Raw genomic sequence first — 17,032 nt, forward strand, 5'->3', positions numbered from 1 at the left:
TACAAACGGGCCGATCCGCGCTATCATTACTTGAGGGACATCTTTTTCGAAAGGAGTGGCGTTTTCGTATATGAGTAGTTCAAGCCCGAACGAACCGGAACCGGAATATAGCGGGGAACGCGGCCTGTTCCTTTTCTTGCCGGCTGCTCATCATACGAAAACGAGCTCCGGACGGAAAGGAAGAGGCGCCGCCTTCCTCGCGTGAAAAGGAGGAAGGATGCCAGATGATGAAAATGTATTTGTCTGATGCGAGCGGCAAAATGCGCGAAATTGACCGGATCGAAAACGGCTGCTGGATCAATCTCGTCGCTCCGACCGAGGACGAAATTCGCTACATCGCCCACCATTTGGACATTCCGATCGATTCGATCAAAGACGCGTTGGATGACGAGGAGCGGTCGCGCGTCGAAAAGGAAGACAACCATGTGCTCATTATCGTCGACATTCCGATTGTCGCCCATGATGAAGTGGACGGCCCGATTTATGAGACGATTCCGATCGGCATGATCATTACGAACACGTGTTTTATTACGGTTTGCTTGCAGGAGAATCCGATTTTCGAAGAATTCTCCAAAAACAAAATCAAAAACTTTTACACGTTTATGAAGACGCGGTTTGCGTTGCAAATGCTGTACATGATTTCAACGTATTATTTGCGCTACTTGAAGCAAATCAATCGGCGGACGAGCGAAATCGAAAAAGAATTGCACCAATCGATGAAAAACAAGGAGCTGTTTTCGCTTCTCAGCATGGAAAAAAGCTTAGTGTATTTCATGACGTCGCTGAAGGCGAACAACATCGTCATGGAGCGGCTCATGCGCCTCAATTATTTGCGCATGTACGAAGATGACCAAGATTTGCTGCAGGACGTCATTATTGAAAACAAGCAGGCGATTGAAATGGCCGAAGTATACAGCAGCATTTTAAGCGGCATGATGGACGCGTTCGCTTCGGTCATCTCAAACAACTTAAACATTGTGATGAAGTTTTTGACGGCTATTACGATCGTCATTTCGCTGCCGACGATGGTGGCGAGTTTCTACGGCATGAACGTACCGATTCCGTACCAACACTCTCCGTACGCCTTTTTGATCGCGATGGCGCTCGCCGGTTCACTGTCAGCGGCGACGGCGTACATCTTTTGGAAAAAGCGATACTTTTGACGGCCACGCGCGTTTTGGATGGCCATGCGAACGGCTGCCCTGTCATTGGGGCAGCCGCTTTTGCTTTCGGACGGCCACACCGCCGGAGAGGATGAATTTCATCGCCTCTTCCGGCGAGATGTCGACGACTTCCACTTGCTCTTTCGGGACGAGCAGGGTGAACCCGGCGACTTGAAACGCCTGCGGGATATAGACGGCGACGTAGTCGGCGAGAGGATCGTGCCAAGCGCCGACATCTTCCATCGACATGAAGCCGAGGCATTTCCAGCCGCTTTCTGGCATTGTAACGAGCACAACTTGCGAAAACGATCGTTTTTCCCCGACGAAGGAAGCGATTGTATCTTTGGCGACGGAATAAATCGTTTTCATCAAGGGAATGCTTTCAAGCAACCGGTCGATCAGTCGAATGAGGCGGCCGCTTACGTATTGCGTCGACAGCCAACCGCAGACGGTAATCAGCGCGACAGTCGCCAATAGGCCTAGGCCGGGAATGTAGCGGCCATCCAAATACGGACGGACGTATTGGCCAAGCAGCCCATCCAAAACGGTGAACACTTTGTAGCACACATAGACGGCGAGTAAAATTGGCACGATCGTCAGCATGCCGTTTAGAAAATGTTTCACGAAAAAACGCATCCCTTTCCCTCCCCGCTATTCATTCTCTACCACCATACCAATTTTTTTGGCTTTATACAACTCTCTATTATATCGAACGTTTTTCGTTATATTCGGCAAGAAAGTTCGTGTTTTTCTTGACGAACTGCCAAATGTTCCGTATACTTTCGAATGGAACATGGGAAATGGGGGATGGATCATGAACAATCATTACGATGTGATCGTGGTCGGCGCCGGGCCGGCCGACATTTTCACTTGCTACGAACTGACGCTCAAACTCCCTGGAGCGAACGTGCTCTTAATCGATAAAGGGCACGATATCTATAAACGCAATTGTCCGATTTTGCAAAAAAATTGAAAAGTGTCCGCCGCCGGCCGGCAAAAAAGACTATGCCGGCTGCGTGCCGGCCTGTTCGATCACGAATGGATTCGGCGGAGCGGGGGCGTATTCGGACGGCAAATTGACGCATTCGGTGAGGAACCGAGGGCAGGCCCCTTCAAACGGGAGCCTGTTTTTTTGCTGTCTGCCTAGAGGGCTGGTGATTTAGCGCAAAATATGGCTGATTCCTGCTATCTTTCAATTCGAAAAACGCGGCCAATCGGCTTTCTTTTCTGATGAAATGCCATCGATTTGCAGGCCGTTCTCGTTTTTCACCATCCTTCTAGGGACGGATTAAAAAGTAAACTGAAATGAAAATATAGTTGACAAATATGCGGCTGGTCCGTTACGATAAATGTAATGATATGGAAAGGGGAGAGGAGAGATGGCAAACTGGCTGGTGTTGGCCGAGCAAGTGTTGGGAGGCCACGAGCTGACCGATGAGGAAGCATTGGCGATATTGGATTGTCCGGACGAGGAGTTGCTCCTTTTGCTGCAAGGGGCGTACCGGATTCGCTCCGCCTATTATGGAAACAAAGTGAAGCTGAACATGATCATCAACGCCAAATCCGGCCTCTGTCCGGAAAACTGCGGCTACTGTTCGCAGTCCGCCGTATCGACGGCGCCGGTGAAAACGTATAAAATGGTCGACAAAGAGACGTTGTTGCGCGGCGCGGAAGAAGCACACCGTTTGCGCATAGGGACGTACTGCATCGTCGCCAGCGGCCGCGGGCCGAGCGATAAAGAGATCGACACCGTTGTGTCTGCGGTCAAGGAAATTAAAGAGCGGTTCGGGCTGAAAGTGTGCGCCTGCCTTGGGATCTTAAAGCCGGAGCAGGCGGCGCGGCTGAAAGAGGCGGGAGTCGATCGCTACAATCATAACATTAACACGTCAAAACAGCACCATCCGAACATTACGACGTCCCATACATACGACGACCGGGTGCGGACGGTGGAAACGGTGAAAGAAGCTGGTCTTTCGCCTTGTTCCGGCGTCATCATCGGCATGAAAGAAACGAAGCAGGATGTCGTCGATATGGCACGCAGTTTGCGGGCGCTTGACGCCGATTCCATTCCAGTCAACTTTTTGCATGCGATCGACGGCACGCCGCTGGCTGGCACGAACGAATTAAACCCGCGTTACTGTTTGAAGGTGCTGGCCCTTTTTCGCTATATGAATCCAACCAAAGAAATCCGCATCGCCGGCGGGCGAGAAGTGAATTTGCGCTCACTTCAGCCGCTTGGCCTGTATGCCGCCAACTCGATTTTTGTCGGCGACTATTTGACGACCGCCGGGCAAGAAAAGTCAGCCGATTATCAAATGCTTGAGGATCTTGGGTTTGAAATCGAATTTGCCCCGGCTCCGCAAGCCGGAGTCGTATCATGAACGATGCCGCCGGAAGATGGCGGCTTTTTGTATGTGCGCTCACCGAGGACAAGACCTAGCGAAGCGGGAGGCATGGGAGGCGCCATGCGGTTTCAGATGGGACGCCACGATGGCGCATCGCAAGCCTTGGCGAGAAGCGGAGCGCATGATAAGACGGTGGACTTGGCCTGCCTATGCTCTGACGTGAAAAGCGGATTGAACCCCTATTGCGCCGTTTGACGCGCTTTTTTGGCATGAAAAGCCAACCCGACGCGTACGATGGGAATACAAGCGGCGAAAAAAGGCTTCACAAACAGCCAAAAGCTCATTATAATAGCAACAAAAGGAAAGGAAGAGGATGGGGGACATGGCAAAGTCATTCTACCGTTACTTGCTGCGCTTCCGCCATGGACACCAGGAAGATCCGGTCGTCCGGTTTGCGAACGGAGCGTATGAAGACCACAGCTTTCCAAAAGGGTCGACGGACTACGAAGAACTGAGCGGCTATTTGGAGCTTAACGGTGACTATTTGGAAAGTATGGTTGTGTTTGATGAGCTATGGGAGCAATTTTTGCATGAAGCATAACTAAGGGAGCGTTCCCATTTCATAAATTGGGAGCGCTTTCAAATAGCTTTTTTCCGCGCGGTTGCAGGTGTCCACCCTTCTTGGCATGCATATACTATACTAACCATTTGTTCCAAAAGGGGGAGAGGCCAATGAGCGCGCCGAAACGCCCGAAATTTTCCGTCGGCGACATCGTCGTCAATACATTGTACGGAACGGTCGGAACGATCACCGATATTCAGCAGATTGACGGTACGTTTTTATACGAAATCAACCATGGCCATAGCTTGTTTGCCGAGCAAGCGCTCATTTTATTGTCTGAGTTTGCGGGTGATTTATGGATCGCGGAAGAGATTGAAATTGAGCTGCCATTTTTTCTCGGCGAAATTGTCCGCGTCCGCGATTATGGCGGCCATTTGTTCAAAATTGTCGGGGTGCGGACAGAAATTTACCGCTACTACGGGGAAGGATGGGAAGAGACGATTTACGAATTGAAACGGCTGATGGATGGTTGGGAGATTGAAGTCCATTTGGAAGACATCATTCCGCTTGCCGACGGAGAGGAGACGTCTATTACGCTCGTGCAAGATATTGTCATCGCCGCGCCGGTGAAAGCGTCGCTTCTATTGCCGCCGGCCGACAACGGAGAGAAAGGGCCGTCGGTCGACGAGCTCCTTGACATGTACAACGATTATAAAGCGTTATATGAATGGTTCGGCGATGAACAGTACCAACGGATGATGGAAACAGTTGTAAAACGTTTGCGGACAATCGCCGATCACCAGGATAGAAATTGATAAAGAATAAAAAGAAAATAAGGAATGCCGGCGAAAATGACGATCGCGCCCAATCCATTGACAACTGTTTCCATCATTTTATCGATCGCAGTGAATTTGTCCATTTTGTCCGCCTCCGTGTTTTTTGTTTTGTTGGTACATATGTATGGGGGAGACTGAAAAAATAGTACAACATGATTTTTGACATAAAACGGAAGGCGGCGACATACAACATTACAAAGGGGCGAGATGCGGTGAAGGAAATTGAAGTGATTATCGATACGGAAGAAATCGCTGAGTTTTTTTACCAAGAACTCATCCGCCGCGGCTTTGTGCCAACGCAAGAGGAGCTTGAGGAGCTCGCGGATATTACGTTTGACTATTTGCTTGAAAAATGCATCATTGATGAAGAGATTGACATCGATGGGGAGTAGTCCTCGTCGTTTTATGATGAAGTTGATTTGGCCGCCGCGATGGCGGCTGTTTTCATCATGGCCAAATGCCGCTCGTAGCGGCTGGTCATGTCGCCCGAGGCCGGAAGCGGGAGCGTTTCAAGCGTCTGCATGATCGCCTCATCGGTGAACCAATCGCGATGATCGTGGAACGGGTGCGCAAGATCCGGCCAAGCTTCCTCAAGGCGGGGCTGTAAAAGCGGCGCCCATCAGGCGTTTCAGCGAACGATTGCGGCCAGAAGTCGGCGCGTGAGCCGCTGTGGGGGACGCAGCGGGCAAAGCGGCAGGCGCCGCGAAACAGCCGGGCGTCAAACAGCAGCAGACTGTACAGCGTTTTGCCTATATGGATGCGGTGGTGGACGTCGGCGAAATCGCGCACGGTCGTTCCGGCAAGCGCTACGCGGCGGCCTTTGGCATATGGGATGAGCACATCGTTGAATCCGAGCCATTGCTCGACAATAAACGGCCAGCTTGACAGCACGTGGGTGCGGAAAAACGGATGTTCGATGACGCGAAGCTGGATGTACTGCTGCTCGTTGATGATCAGAGCAACCGTAAGAAGCGCGGCATTCCCCGTTTCCCAAAAATGTTCCCACATCGGCTTCATAAACGAAGACACCGCTAGCGCCGGCAACAAATGAAACAGCGGCGTCTCCCTCCGTTTGCTTTCTTCGTACAGCAGAAGCTGCGGATAGGCATCATGAAAAATGAGGGCATTGGCGCGCTCCAAAAACAAAAAAAGGGGTGCAATGATTTGTTCCGGCAGCAAAAACGGAAGAAGGCCGCCGCGCAAATCAGTCATGTTCCAACCGCCGTTGCGCGAGACGAGATGGGCTAAAAACGCCCAATGAATTTCCCGATGGCGCTCAAAAAACGCTAAGTAGGCGGCGGTGCGCGTCACATTGTTGCGGTTATGTTCCGCCGTTTTCCGACGAATGGCGGCAACAATGCCCTTTTCTTCCGCGCTGAGCGGTCCGTCAGTCGGGACAGTTGTGCGGGCGGCCATCCGGCGAAGCAGGCCGTCATCGGCGAGGCGGACCGGATGGCGGTACAAAAAGGAGCGGTAGGCATACTGAAGCGGATGGCGCAGCCAAGCGAACGGGCGAGTCGGCATCAGGCTGTCTCTCCTTTGCATCATTTGTGGACTTTTGCCAGAAGACCGCGATCGTTTCGACAAAAGGAGTGCTCGTTTGCTGAAGGAATCGACACGCCAAATCACCAAATAAGTACAATACACGTTTTTCTCGGCTCCGAAGACGATTCGCGATCGAATTCGACATCAACCATAGTATGGGACGCGGAGGGCCGATTTATTGGGAGAAGGGAGAGGAAAACAATGGTTCGTTTATGGGGGAAACGGATGTGGATGACAAAACGTGCATATGAGGCGGTCGTTTTTCAAACACCGCGCTTTGGGGAAACGAAAGGCTACCGGCAAGTGTGCCGCATGACGGTGACGGCGGCCGGACATGATGAAGTGCTGGCGGTGTTGTATCGGATGTTGAATGTCGCCGATCTGATGCCGAAAAACTGTCAAGCTCGATTTATGCGGACTGGGGACGTTGTGCTGATCGATGAAGGGCGGAAAGGACAGACGTACTATCGCCTTTGTCCAGACGGATGGAAACAAGTGGAACGTCAGCTCATCTGTTGACGGAATATTCAAAAATATAGTCGCCAGCAAGAGCTAGAGATGATATAATATGAATAAAGCCCCCTTGTTTCGGGAACGGATAAGAAAGGAAAGGGGGCGGACTTGATGGAACATGACGAACGGCGGCGCGACATGCCGACGGTGGCCCCGGGCATCGACGACGATGAGGAGCTGAATGAAAGAGCGACAAAAGAGGAAATTGAACGCGGGGAATATACAAAAGTCGTCACGCTTGCTTGGGACGAATCCGAGCCGTCGGAACCGCGATAGAAACCCTTGTATCGCACAAGGGTTTCTGCGGTTTGTCACGATTCTGGATTGTCGTGATGGCCCGGACCGTTTTTCCGGCCGCCGGCGGCGGAATATTCTTTGGCATGCGCCTCATCTTCAGCAATCAATGCTTCTTTTGGAATATGGTTGTTCTTTTTCTGCCCGTTAATGCGGTTGCGGTGTTTTTTGCCCATCGTTTTCCCTCCTTGAACCGTCGTCGTCGTTAGTGTATGCGGTCTGACGGCGGTTCATCGACGGAAAATGTTTGCAGGCGGCATCATGCGGCGGGCGTAGGAGAAAAGAGGGAAGGGGGCGAAACGATGGCCGCACTGGCGCTGTCGCTGCTTGTGTGCGTCGTCTCGATTGCGGCATTGCTTTGGGTCAAAGGGCAAGTTGAGCGACTCTTGTTCCGCTGGAGAAGCGTGCCCCTTCTCCATGCGGTCAACGTCGTCATCATCGCTGCCATCGTTGCTGACATGTACTATCGGCTCAGCGGCATCGACGTGTACTTGCGCGATTTGGCCGATATCAACGGTTTTTGGTATGTCTTTGCCGGCGCGATGCAGCTCGTCTTTCCACTGTATTTGTTTTCCTGTTGGCTTGTCGCCAGGCGGCGCGAGCGCGAGAAAAAATATACGCGCAGCAAAGACAAAAAGGTGCTGTATATCAATGAGCGGTATTTGGCGCGCCGTCATCGCAGCGATTATCGCCGATCCAAAACATCGTAAGGGAGCGGCTCCCCCGCAAATGTCTCACCCACCTCCGCGAGTGCACAGGGGAGCTTTCAGCGATTTGCGTATGTGCCAAACGACAATGCACAAGGACCCTTTCCGCTTCCCTTCGTTTCGAAGGTGCCCGTTTGAACAACATGTGATTCGATCCGACGGCGATTGCCGGCCAACATTCATCTCCCACATGGACGGGTGCTCGTGCACCTTCACGTTTCGAAGTGGGAGACTTCTTTCGGAATGATGTTAGAATTTGGTCTTTTCCTTTTTCGATGTGGACGGCTGATTGTTTGATTTGGACGATGGATTGGTTTTGTTGGCGTATTCCACCGCTTGTTCGAGTTTCTTTTTCATCGGTCTTTTCCTCCTTTCTCCTCGGGCAGGCACACATAGTATGCCCGTTCGCCGCCTCGGCTACTCGAAGGAAGACTGCCATTTTCCGCAAACATATGATATGATAGACGAGGGCATGGCCCGACAACGATCGTTCAAACCAAAGGAGGAATCCCATTGAGCGTACATATCGGAGCGAAGGCAGGGGAGATCGCGGAGCGCATTTTGCTGCCGGGTGATCCGCTGCGCGCCAAATACATTGCCGAAACGTTTCTGGAAGGAGCGGTATGCTACAACGAAGTGCGCGGCATGCTCGGATTTACCGGGACGTATAAAGGGGAGCGCATTTCCGTGCAAGGGACCGGCATGGGCGTGCCGTCCATTTCGATTTATGTGAACGAACTGATCCAAAGCTACGGCGTAAAGACGCTCATCCGCGTCGGAACGTGCGGAGCGATTCAGCCGGATGTGCGCGTCCGCGACGTCATTTTGGCGATGAGCGCGTCGACCGATTCCAACATGAACCGGCTCATTTTCCGCGGCCGCGATTATGCGCCAACCGCCGATTTCCATCTGCTGCGGACGGCGTATGAAGTAGGGTGGAAAAAGGGCTGGCGCTAAAAGTCGGCAATGTGTTCACCGCCGACATGTTTTACAATGATGAACCGAATTGGGAAACGTGGGCGCGCTACGGTGTATTGGCTGTCGAGATGGAAACGGCGGCGCTCTATACGCTGGCGGCGAAATTCGGCTGCCGGGCGCTGTCGGTGCTGACGGTCAGCGACCATATTCTCACCGGAGAAGAAACGACGGCTGAGGAGCGGCAAATGACGTTTAACGAGATGATTGAAGTGGCGCTTGAAGCGGCGATCCGCAATGGCGCGTGATTGGGCTGCCGGGCGCTTGGGCCTGGGAAAACAGAAAAGGAGAAGGAACATGAACCAGCGATGGCAAGCGGCGATGTTGGTGTGCCTGCTGCTCGCCGGCTGCCAAAGAGGGGAGAGCGGCAGCAACGGTGCGGCCGGCCCGTCCGGCCAGCCGCCGGAAAGCGCAGTGCACCCAAGCGATCATCAACAACAGGGGAAAACAAGCGAGAGCCCCGTCGATCCCGATTTGCAGCTTGAGGCGAAATATTGGAACATCGTCAAGGTGCAAAACGGACAAAAAGTGATTCAAAACCCTGACAACATTTTGGTGCTCGTCAATAAAGAACAGTCGCTCCCGCCTGGCTATAAGCCGGCGGACTTGGTCGTGCCGCGCGTGCCGTTTTTGTGTGCTGACCCGAACGCGGAAAAGCGGCATATGCGGGCCGAAGCGGCCGCGGCGCTTGAGGAGATGTTTGCCGCCGCACGCCGCGATGGCATTGAGCTGGTGGCCGTGTCCGCTTATCGTTCATACGAGCGGCAGCAGGTGATTTTTGCTGAAGAAGTGCGGCAAAAGGGGAGGGAAAAAGCGGTTCAAGCGGTCGCTCATCCAGGTCAGAGCGAGCATCAGACAGGGCTGGCGGTCGATATCAGCAGCCGCTCGGCCGGCTGTCAGCTGACCGAATCGTTCGGGGCGACAAAAGAAGGGCAATGGGTAGCCGCCCATGCGCACGAGTACGGATTCATCATCCGCTACCCGAAAGGAAAGGAAGCGGTGACCGGCTACAAGTATGAGCCGTGGCATCTCCGCTATGTCGGGCGGAAGGCGGCCGCGGTGATCAAAAAGCGCGGCTTGACGCTTGAAGAATATTTCAAAGTAGTGAAAAAAGTGTGAAAACGGCGCCTCGTCGAGGACGCCGTTTTTCTTGCCAGCTATGGTTCGCAGCAAAAGACGCAATAGCCAAGACGGTCGCCGAATTGAGCTGTCAACTGTTGGTGCATCTGCCACATGCTCGCCATCTCCGGTGTCGGCGGAAGGGCGATGACGATGGGTGCCCCAAGGCTTGGCGCTTCGGCTGCAGCCGCGTAGGAAAACTGGCGGCAACCAAAGCCGCTTTGTTCGAGCACTTCTTTCCACTCCGCTGATGTCATGAGCTGACGGAAGCCGTAAAAGGCGGCGATTTGCTTTTGCTCGGCGGCGGTCAGCCGCTCATGACACGCTTCAATGCCGACGAATAGGCCATCGTTTTTGAGCACGCGGCGGATTTCGGCGAGCGCGTTTGGCAATGAAACGAAAGCAAGCACCGATTCAGAAAGCGCGAGGTCAAACGTCCCGGCGGGAAACGGGAGCGCTTCGACCGAGGCGCGATGCAAACGGACCGAGACCGCCTTGGCGGCAAAACGCTGTTTCGCCTTGGCGATCATCGTCGGGTGGATGTCGATGGCGGTGACGTTGGCCCCGTACTGTTCGGCGATATAAGCCGCCGTCTGTCCGGTGCCGCAGCCGACGTCAAGCACGGATGTTGAACGGTCGATCTTAAGTTTACGTAAGATTTGTTTTGTTAACTTAAAACCGCCTGGGTGAGCGCCATCGATCCCCATGTCCGCCAACCAGTCTAAATATGCAGACATCTGTTCCTCTCCTTTTTTTGTTTCGACTTGGTTTATCATACGCAAATGCGCTCGATTTTGCCTTTAGACAAAAAAATTTGCTTGTCCCTATTCTTATGAAAAAAGGAAATTTTCTTGCTGTAGACCCAACCGGCTTCAAGCTGGTACACTGATACGTGCAAGAATGAGATGGCTAGGTTGGTGAAGAAAGTGGATCGAAAACAAGGAGCCGAGGCGGGCGCACTGCTGAGCATTTTCGTCTATCTTCTCCTTTCGACCGGCAAGCTGTTGGCTGGGGCGGTGTTCGGCTCGGATGCGGTGGAAGCGGACGGTTGGAATAATTTGAGTGATATTATCGCTTCTTCGGCAGTCTATATCGGCATGAAAATCGCGAAAAAACCGCGTGATTGCAACCACCCGTACGGACATTCTCGGGCGGAGAACATCTCCTCGCTGTTGGCCGCTTTTTTGATGATGTCCATTGGCATTGACGTGATCACAAGCGGCGTCCGCTCGCTGTTCGGCAAGGAAAAGGCAGCGGCTCCTGACGTTTTAGCGGCTGTGGTTGCGCTCGCCTCGGCGGCCGTTATGATTGGCGTTTATGCCATCAATCGCCGGCTGGCGCGGCGGACGAACAGCATGGCGCTGGCGGCCGTGGCGAAAGACAATTTATCGGATGCGCTGGTGAGCATTGGCGCCGCCATTGGCATCGCCGGCGCGCGGCTTGGGTGGCCATGGCTTGATCCGCTGGCGGCGCTTGTGATCGGGGCGATGATTGCTAGGACGGCGTGGGAGGTGTTTATGGAGACGGCGCATACGCTCACCGACGGTTTTGATGAACAGCAGCTCGCCGTTTATAAAGACGAAATCGCGGCGGTGAGCGGCGTGCGCGATGTCGCTGACATTAAAGCGCGCATGTTAGGCAACGACATTGTGCTGGAAGTGACGATCCGCGTTGACTCGCATTTGACGGTGGCAAAAAGCCATGAAATCGCTGATGAAGTCGAGCGTTTGATGCGAAACCGGCATAACATTCGGGCGACGCACGTCCATGTGGAACCGGAAGCGGTGCGCTGACTGGCTTCGGGCGCATTGGCGGGCCGACGCGGCGAGGCGCCTATATAGATGCAATTTGAAGCTTTAACATTTGTAGCTTTTACCGAGCATTTGATCGACTGTCGGGCGACCGAACAACGCCGCTTTCAGACCCATGTATGGGTCTGTGAAGCGGGTGGTTGTTCGGTCTTCCGTCACGCCTTGGCGTGACGGAGGCAAGCCTGTGGCTTGCCTTCGACAGTCGAAAAATGGACAAGTGACTTTTCCATCAAGGATATGTTAAAGTTTTTCGTTGCATCTATATAGACAGCGAATGACTTGTCGGGATGTGACGCTTTGCAGCCGGGAGAAGTTGCTTGTCACCAACAGCGAGCGGATGCGGCCAAACCGTTGCCGCTGGCTTGTTTTTGGCGGCGGGAGGGGAGTAGTTTTGCGGCAAACAGCAAACAATACAACTAAAATCGTTTGCATGGAAAGGACGTCAGTCTGTGGTGATCGAGCATAACTTTCGTTTGACGGTTGACGGAACGTACAAACGCCATGCACCCGCGGGCAGCCAGTCGTGTTGGCTTCATTTCACCGCCGCCGCCAAGCCGGATTTGGAGCAGCTTCTTTCTTCGCTGTCCATTCACCCTCTCGCCCAACAGCGGCTGATGAATGGGACAGATATTCCCACGTTTGACGAATACGAAGGATGTTTCTTCTTATCGCTGTTTATCGTTCGTCCGTCTGGCCGGACAGTGAACGTTCGTTTGCTGGCCGGCAGCCAATATATGATCAGCTATATGGATGAAAACGATCCGCTTGTTGATCACGTGAAAGAACGTTTGTTGAACCATCGCGGTCAGGCGCTGTATCCTGGGTACGTGCTGTATCACTTTTTAGACTTGGCCGCCATCCGTTTTTTGCAAGTCATCGATCAGATCGCTGACCGCATTCAGACGCTTGAACAGCAAGTGTTTGCGACCCCGTTTGCCAACGAAATCGGGCGCGAGATTTATCGGATGAAAACACATCTTCATGAGCTGCGCCAAATCGCCGAGGCGCAGGAAGAAGCGATCAAAATGATCCGCCACGCTGATTTGCCGTATATCAACCAAGAGACGAATCCGTATATCGAGGAAGTGGCGTCGCGATTCTCGCGCGTGCCCGCCGCGCTCGACGCGTTTAAGGAATCATTGTCCGCCATTTTCGATTTGCAACTGTCGCTCAAATCCGATCATATGAACGTCATTATGAAGACATTGACATTGGTGAGCGTCATATTTTTGCCGATGACGTTTATTGCCGGCGTATATGGCATGAATTTTGCGTTTATGCCAGAGCTGAAATGGAGATACGGCTACCCGTTTGCCTTGTTGCTCATGGCAACTGTTGCGATGCTCATCGCCCTCTATTTTAAGCGAAAAGGCTGGTGGGGAGAGACAGGGACGAAAGAAAAATAGGCGTTTTTCTGGAAGGTCGGTGATGTAACGGAGAAAACGCTCCAGCAAGGAGCTTTCACCAATGGATCAACAACTCTTCCGTTCGTTCGCTGCCCCATCTTTTTAAAGAAAACGCGTTTTTCACCAATCTTCTAGAAGGCCGGTGAATTAATGGGGCATAGACTTCCCACATGTCGAATTTTGGAGGCCATTCTCCCCGCCGTTTGGCGCCAAAGGATGGGAAGACGAGCAGGACTTCCTGCTCCCAATTCCGGTTTTGCGCACGCCAAAGAGCCGGTCCCCCCTCGTTTTTTTCGAAACCGGCACAATCGCTTCAGATTTTGCACGACGGCGGTCAACAGCGCCTGTTCTTCCATGGCGCAAAGACCCCGGCTTCGGGCCCGGTCCAGCCCATGACATTCCTTCCCTTCGGCGAACACATGCTCACAACGCGTGCGAAGGGCTTGAATCGATCGATAACCGCCCTGTTGCTGAATGAGCCTCGCTTGGTTGCGAATCTGAATTTCTCGGACTTTCGCCTGGCGCTTTGCTTCCTGAGCGGGATCCTTCGCCCGGCGCTTCCAGGTTGGAATCTCCTCCATCTCCTTGCGGCGCAACGGCACGAGCGGTGTGATGCCTTGAACGAAGAGCGCTTCCAGATACTCGGTGGTGCCATACGCTTTGTCCGCAGACAAGGTCCGAATCGTAATCGACGGGTGGCGAAACGGAATCGAAGCCAGCTGCTCCAAACTCGTCTCCCGTTCCGCCGTTCCAGTGGCGAGGCTGGCCCGTCTGGATAAAATCACGCGCGACTGGACATCGATGACGTCGTGCACCAGATACCGAGGATACGCTTCCTGCCCTTTGCCTTTCTTGTACAACCGGGCATCCGGATCCGTCACGCTTCGATGGGTCCGGTTGGAAAACGTGGCTCCACGGAAGTTTCCCCGTTCTTCGGCATGGACGCGTTCCTCTGATTTTGGAGACGGAGAGGGTGGGTCGTCATCCGGATCCCGGGCCTCGGTCTGTTCATCTTCCCGGGCAGTGCGGGCCAGATAGTCTTCCAACGTCTCCACCGGAGCGAGCTTGACTTCCCGCAAGCTGTGGATCGAAGCATTCGCCCGCACTTGGGTGCCATCGGCCGCCGCATGCACATCCGGCGAGACCAGCCCCGCCGCGATGCATTGATCCACCACGTAGGTCATCAGCCGGTCAAAGATTCCATGTTGGCGCCAGCGTTTCCGCGTTTTGACGAGCGTCGTTCGATCCGGAAGCGTAGGATGATGAGGATCCGGATGAAGCACGGATTCAAAGTCGAGACCGCAAAACCACAAGTATCCGGCATGCATGGGGAGGATCTCATACAACTCCCGCTCGGAGTGATCAAACAAATACGAGAGCAGCATCAGGCGAAGCAGCCGTTCCGGATCCGCCGCCGGGCGACCCGTTTTTTCCGTGTACAGGGGAGCCACCCAATCGTGAATGACGGAAAAGTCAATCGCTTCGTTGATTTGGCGCAGGATATGATGTGGGGGAATCAGGTCCTCCATGTCGATGACTTGAAACAGCCGAGGCTGAGTCGAAGGGTTTTTGGGAGCTTTCATGATCCGCTCACGCTCCATTCCAACGATTTTTCTTCCTTTTTCGACATAAGCTCCCTAAATCCCTGCCTTAGAGTGTACTTTTTCACCGGCCTTCTAGAAGGCCGGTGAAAAACCGCTGTTTTCCTTGATCGATGGGTGAACGTGTGAAAATAGGGGCTGATGCTACAAGGATTTTCTACTTGAGAAGCGATTCCGGGAAGCTGTTGCCCTAGTAAATCACCGGCCTTCTAGAAATTTGGGCATTCGCCTAGCCGTTTGGGCGGGCGGGCGCATATGATGGCCCTGTGAACCGATGAAGGAGGTGCCCGCCGTGAGCGGTTTTGTCAACAGCGGTTATACGGTCGTCATCGTCCTGTTCATTTTACTGATTATTGTTGGCTGTGCCTGTGTCGCTTGATGAGCGAAAAAATAAGAAAGGGCGGCGGTCAAACGGGCCGCGAAGGGGGGGTGCTCATATTCAGCTGCGCCCCTTCTCCATTGGGCAACCGCGTCGAGCGATGCGGGTGAGTGTTTTGATGGATAAAGTGAAGCGGCGGCGGTATAATGGGACAGAAATGATCATGGAAAAGGAGAAGACGACGTGGGGCATTGGAGCGAAGAGAAGCAAGGCATCTTGTATACCGCTGCTTCGTACTTGCTGTGGGGAGTATTGCCGCTTTACTGGAAGCTGCTAGAGGCGCGCCCGGCGCTTGAGATTTTGGCGCACCGCATCGTTTGGTCGTTCGTGTTTATGGCCATCCTTTTGGCAGCGACTGGGCAGCCTGACGCCTTCCGCCGGGAGCTTCGGGCGATGCGCCGTCGGCCGGCTAAGGCATGGGGGATCGCCGCTGCTGCCGTGCTCATCAGCGCCAACTGGTTTGTCTACATATGGGCGGTGAATCATCATCATGTTGTTGAAACGAGCCTCGGCTATTATATCAACCCGCTTGTCAGTGTGGCGCTTGGGACGATCGTACTGCGCGAGCGGCTGAGCGTAGGGCAGTGGACCGCTGTTCTTCTGGCCGCCGCCGGCGTGGCGGCGATGACGGCGGAATATGGCGCGTTTCCGTGGGTCGCCATATCGCTCGCATTGACGTTCGGGTTTTACGGCTTAGTGAAAAAACTGGCCAGCGTTGACTCGTCCATTGGCTTGACGCTTGAAACAATGGCCGTCATGCCGCTTTCAGCCGTTTACTTATTATGGGGGTACAACGAAACGCCAGCCCTCGTCAAGACGGCCGAATGGTGGCAATGGGCGCTGTTGGCTGGAGCCGGGCCAGCGACGGCCGTGCCGCTTTTGTATTTCGCCAAGGGGGCGAAGCGTGTGTCGATGACAACACTTGGTTTTTTGCAATACATTTCGCCGACGATCAGCCTTCTCCTTGGCGTCTTTTTGTTCGGCGAGCCGTTTACGAAAGCGCATTTTTATGCGTTTAGCTGCATCTGGGCGGCGCTTATTTTGTTTTCTGCTGTTCAAATCAAGCAGGCGTCAGGGCGGAAAAAATGGAAGCGAAGCTCGCTCGAGGCGTAGCAGCGGTCCGAGGACGGGCCGCTTTTTTTCCATTTCTGCGGCAAATACCCATTTTTGCTGAAACATCTAACCATTTCCTCGGCTTCTGAATAGTCTACTAGTACAAAAACGAAGGAGGTGCTGGCAAATGGGTGCAGCTTACGGCGGCGGATTCGCGTTGATCGTCGTTCTGTTCATCTTGTTGATTATTGTCGGATGTGCATGTGTCGGTGGTTGGGTGTACTGATGCCTCTTACTTGCTAGCAAGGAGGTGACGAATATGCCATATGGCTTGTATGGCTGGGGCTGGGGCGGCTATGGCTTCGGCTACCCGGGTTATGGCGGCTACGGCTACGGCTTCGTGCTGATTGTCGTTTTGTTTATTTTGCTCATTATCGTCGGGGCAACATGGTGCTAGGCGGATGATGGGCATGCGGGGGGAGACGGCCGGGCAACGGCTGTTTCCCCGCTATTTTTTGAAAGAGGGAGGAAGATGGGAGGGAAGAGGAGAAATATAAGGAGAATGGTTCATCACCAAAAGATGTACTTGACTTTTAAAGACAAACATGATAGCAATGTTGCTCAAAGAGACGTGTGGTATAAAAAGGAAAAATGCTGTTTTGATTTTCTTTATCATAATCGTCTTTCTTTGTCAAGTACACTTTGTGGTGGAGAGCCAGGAGA

At 53.3% G+C, this 17,032-nt stretch carries 20 protein-coding genes and 3 pseudogenes; 17 read left to right on the plus strand and 6 right to left on the minus strand.

Annotated elements, in window-relative coordinates:
• Positions 1-224: 224 nt before the first annotated feature.
• Positions 225-1,163, plus strand: a complete 939-nt coding sequence (locus A0V43_RS05200) for a magnesium transporter CorA family protein (protein WP_033009211.1) — start codon at positions 225-227, stop codon at positions 1,161-1,163.
• A 42-nt stretch (positions 1,164-1,205) separates the two neighbouring features.
• Here the strand turns inward: A0V43_RS05200 and A0V43_RS05205 are convergent, their stop codons facing one another.
• On the minus strand, positions 1,206-1,799 hold the full coding sequence (locus A0V43_RS05205; RefSeq protein ID WP_063192550.1) for a DUF502 domain-containing protein: 594 nt from the start codon (positions 1,797-1,799) through the stop codon (positions 1,206-1,208).
• Between the two features lie 178 nt (positions 1,800-1,977).
• On the opposite strand from A0V43_RS05205, the pseudogene A0V43_RS18700 reads away from it, so the two are divergent.
• The 4 genes and pseudogenes from A0V43_RS18700 to A0V43_RS05220 all read left to right on the plus strand — a co-directional run.
• Positions 1,978-2,239, plus strand: a pseudogene (locus A0V43_RS18700) (FAD-dependent oxidoreductase); the annotation flags it as partial.
• 303 nt (positions 2,240-2,542) lie between these two features.
• Positions 2,543-3,544 (plus strand): biotin synthase BioB, encoded by a 1,002-nt coding sequence (gene bioB / locus A0V43_RS05210; RefSeq protein ID WP_063192551.1) that lies wholly within the window; start codon positions 2,543-2,545, stop codon positions 3,542-3,544.
• Positions 3,545-3,890: 346 nt separating this feature from the next.
• Positions 3,891-4,109, plus strand: a complete 219-nt coding sequence (locus A0V43_RS05215; protein ID WP_011231067.1) for a YozE family protein — start codon at positions 3,891-3,893, stop codon at positions 4,107-4,109.
• Between the two features lie 131 nt (positions 4,110-4,240).
• A complete protein-coding gene (locus A0V43_RS05220; RefSeq protein WP_013145442.1) occupies positions 4,241-4,885 on the plus strand; it encodes a hypothetical protein in 645 nt (214 codons plus the stop codon).
• On the opposite strand, the gene A0V43_RS20780 is transcribed toward A0V43_RS05220, so the two are convergent.
• Positions 4,867-4,989 carry a hypothetical protein gene (locus tag A0V43_RS20780; RefSeq protein WP_013145441.1) on the minus strand — a complete coding sequence of 41 codons (123 nt, stop codon included), beginning with the start codon at positions 4,987-4,989 and terminating at the stop codon, positions 4,867-4,869. The genes A0V43_RS05220 and A0V43_RS20780 overlap by 19 nt on opposite strands.
• Positions 4,990-5,118: 129 nt before the next feature.
• On the opposite strand from A0V43_RS20780, the gene A0V43_RS05225 reads away from it, so the two are divergent.
• Entirely contained in the window at positions 5,119-5,298 is a 180-nt protein-coding gene (locus tag A0V43_RS05225) for a YozD family protein (protein ID WP_011231069.1), read from the plus strand.
• Positions 5,299-5,309: 11 nt separating this feature from the next.
• On the opposite strand, the pseudogene A0V43_RS05230 reads toward A0V43_RS05225, so the two are convergent.
• Positions 5,310-6,430, minus strand: a pseudogene (locus A0V43_RS05230) (DUF2515 domain-containing protein).
• 222 nt (positions 6,431-6,652) lie between these two features.
• Here A0V43_RS05230 and A0V43_RS05235 point away from each other — a divergent pair.
• Entirely contained in the window at positions 6,653-6,970 is a 318-nt protein-coding gene (locus A0V43_RS05235; protein ID WP_015374738.1) for a YodL-like protein, read from the plus strand.
• Positions 6,971-7,075: 105 nt separating this feature from the next.
• Positions 7,076-7,240: a hypothetical protein gene (locus A0V43_RS19715; protein WP_011231072.1), complete on the plus strand. Its 165-nt coding sequence runs from the start codon at positions 7,076-7,078 to the stop codon at positions 7,238-7,240.
• Between the two features lie 35 nt (positions 7,241-7,275).
• On the opposite strand, the gene A0V43_RS19720 is transcribed toward A0V43_RS19715, so the two are convergent.
• Positions 7,276-7,434, minus strand: a complete 159-nt coding sequence (locus A0V43_RS19720; RefSeq protein ID WP_008879283.1) for a hypothetical protein — start codon at positions 7,432-7,434, stop codon at positions 7,276-7,278.
• Between the two features lie 126 nt (positions 7,435-7,560).
• Here A0V43_RS19720 and A0V43_RS05240 point away from each other — a divergent pair, with 126 nt between their 5' ends.
• The 3 genes and pseudogenes from A0V43_RS05240 (at position 7,561) to A0V43_RS05250 (ending at position 10,059) form a co-directional block, all read left to right on the plus strand.
• A complete protein-coding gene (locus A0V43_RS05240; protein WP_063192552.1) occupies positions 7,561-7,968 on the plus strand; it encodes a hypothetical protein in 408 nt (135 codons plus the stop codon).
• A 510-nt stretch (positions 7,969-8,478) separates the two neighbouring features.
• Positions 8,479-9,188 (plus strand): annotated as a pseudogene (gene deoD, locus A0V43_RS05245) (purine-nucleoside phosphorylase).
• A gap of 49 nt (positions 9,189-9,237) precedes the next feature.
• Complete coding sequence (locus A0V43_RS05250; RefSeq protein ID WP_063192553.1) at positions 9,238-10,059, plus strand: M15 family metallopeptidase; 822 nt, start codon at positions 9,238-9,240, stop codon at positions 10,057-10,059.
• A 38-nt stretch (positions 10,060-10,097) separates the two neighbouring features.
• Here A0V43_RS05250 and A0V43_RS05255 read toward each other — a convergent pair whose 3' ends face one another.
• Positions 10,098-10,796, minus strand: a complete 699-nt coding sequence (locus A0V43_RS05255; RefSeq protein ID WP_063192554.1) for a class I SAM-dependent methyltransferase — start codon at positions 10,794-10,796, stop codon at positions 10,098-10,100.
• 168 nt (positions 10,797-10,964) lie between these two features.
• Here A0V43_RS05255 and A0V43_RS05260 point away from each other — a divergent pair, with 168 nt between their 5' ends.
• Both A0V43_RS05260 and corA read left to right on the plus strand, forming a co-directional pair.
• The gene (locus tag A0V43_RS05260) at positions 10,965-11,852 is read left to right on the plus strand and encodes a cation diffusion facilitator family transporter (RefSeq protein ID WP_063192555.1); all 888 of its coding nucleotides are present in this window, start codon (positions 10,965-10,967) and stop codon (positions 11,850-11,852) included.
• Between the two features lie 467 nt (positions 11,853-12,319).
• Positions 12,320-13,276, plus strand: a complete 957-nt coding sequence (gene corA, locus A0V43_RS05265; protein WP_063192556.1) for a magnesium/cobalt transporter CorA — start codon at positions 12,320-12,322, stop codon at positions 13,274-13,276.
• Positions 13,277-13,407: 131 nt separating this feature from the next.
• Here corA and A0V43_RS05270 read toward each other — a convergent pair whose 3' ends face one another.
• Positions 13,408-14,877, minus strand: a complete 1,470-nt coding sequence (locus A0V43_RS05270; protein ID WP_128577981.1) for a transposase — start codon at positions 14,875-14,877, stop codon at positions 13,408-13,410.
• Between the two features lie 274 nt (positions 14,878-15,151).
• Here A0V43_RS05270 and A0V43_RS18705 point away from each other — a divergent pair, with 274 nt between their 5' ends.
• The 4 genes from A0V43_RS18705 (at position 15,152) to A0V43_RS18715 (ending at position 16,766) form a co-directional block, all read left to right on the plus strand.
• Positions 15,152-15,256, plus strand: a complete 105-nt coding sequence (locus A0V43_RS18705) for a YjcZ family sporulation protein (RefSeq protein ID WP_013145431.1) — start codon at positions 15,152-15,154, stop codon at positions 15,254-15,256.
• Between the two features lie 183 nt (positions 15,257-15,439).
• The gene (rarD, locus tag A0V43_RS05275; protein WP_063192557.1) at positions 15,440-16,369 is read left to right on the plus strand and encodes an EamA family transporter RarD; all 930 of its coding nucleotides are present in this window, start codon (positions 15,440-15,442) and stop codon (positions 16,367-16,369) included.
• Positions 16,370-16,496: 127 nt separating this feature from the next.
• Positions 16,497-16,595 carry a YjcZ family sporulation protein gene (locus A0V43_RS18710; RefSeq protein ID WP_013145429.1) on the plus strand — a complete coding sequence of 33 codons (99 nt, stop codon included), beginning with the start codon at positions 16,497-16,499 and terminating at the stop codon, positions 16,593-16,595.
• Positions 16,596-16,628: 33 nt separating this feature from the next.
• On the plus strand, positions 16,629-16,766 hold the full coding sequence (locus tag A0V43_RS18715; protein ID WP_081133290.1) for a YjcZ family sporulation protein: 138 nt from the start codon (positions 16,629-16,631) through the stop codon (positions 16,764-16,766).
• Positions 16,767-17,032: the final 266 nt, after the last annotated feature.

Source organism: Geobacillus sp. JS12, from assembly GCF_001592395.1.
In the GTDB taxonomy this organism is placed as follows: Bacteria; Bacillota; Bacilli; order Bacillales; family Anoxybacillaceae; genus Geobacillus; species Geobacillus zalihae.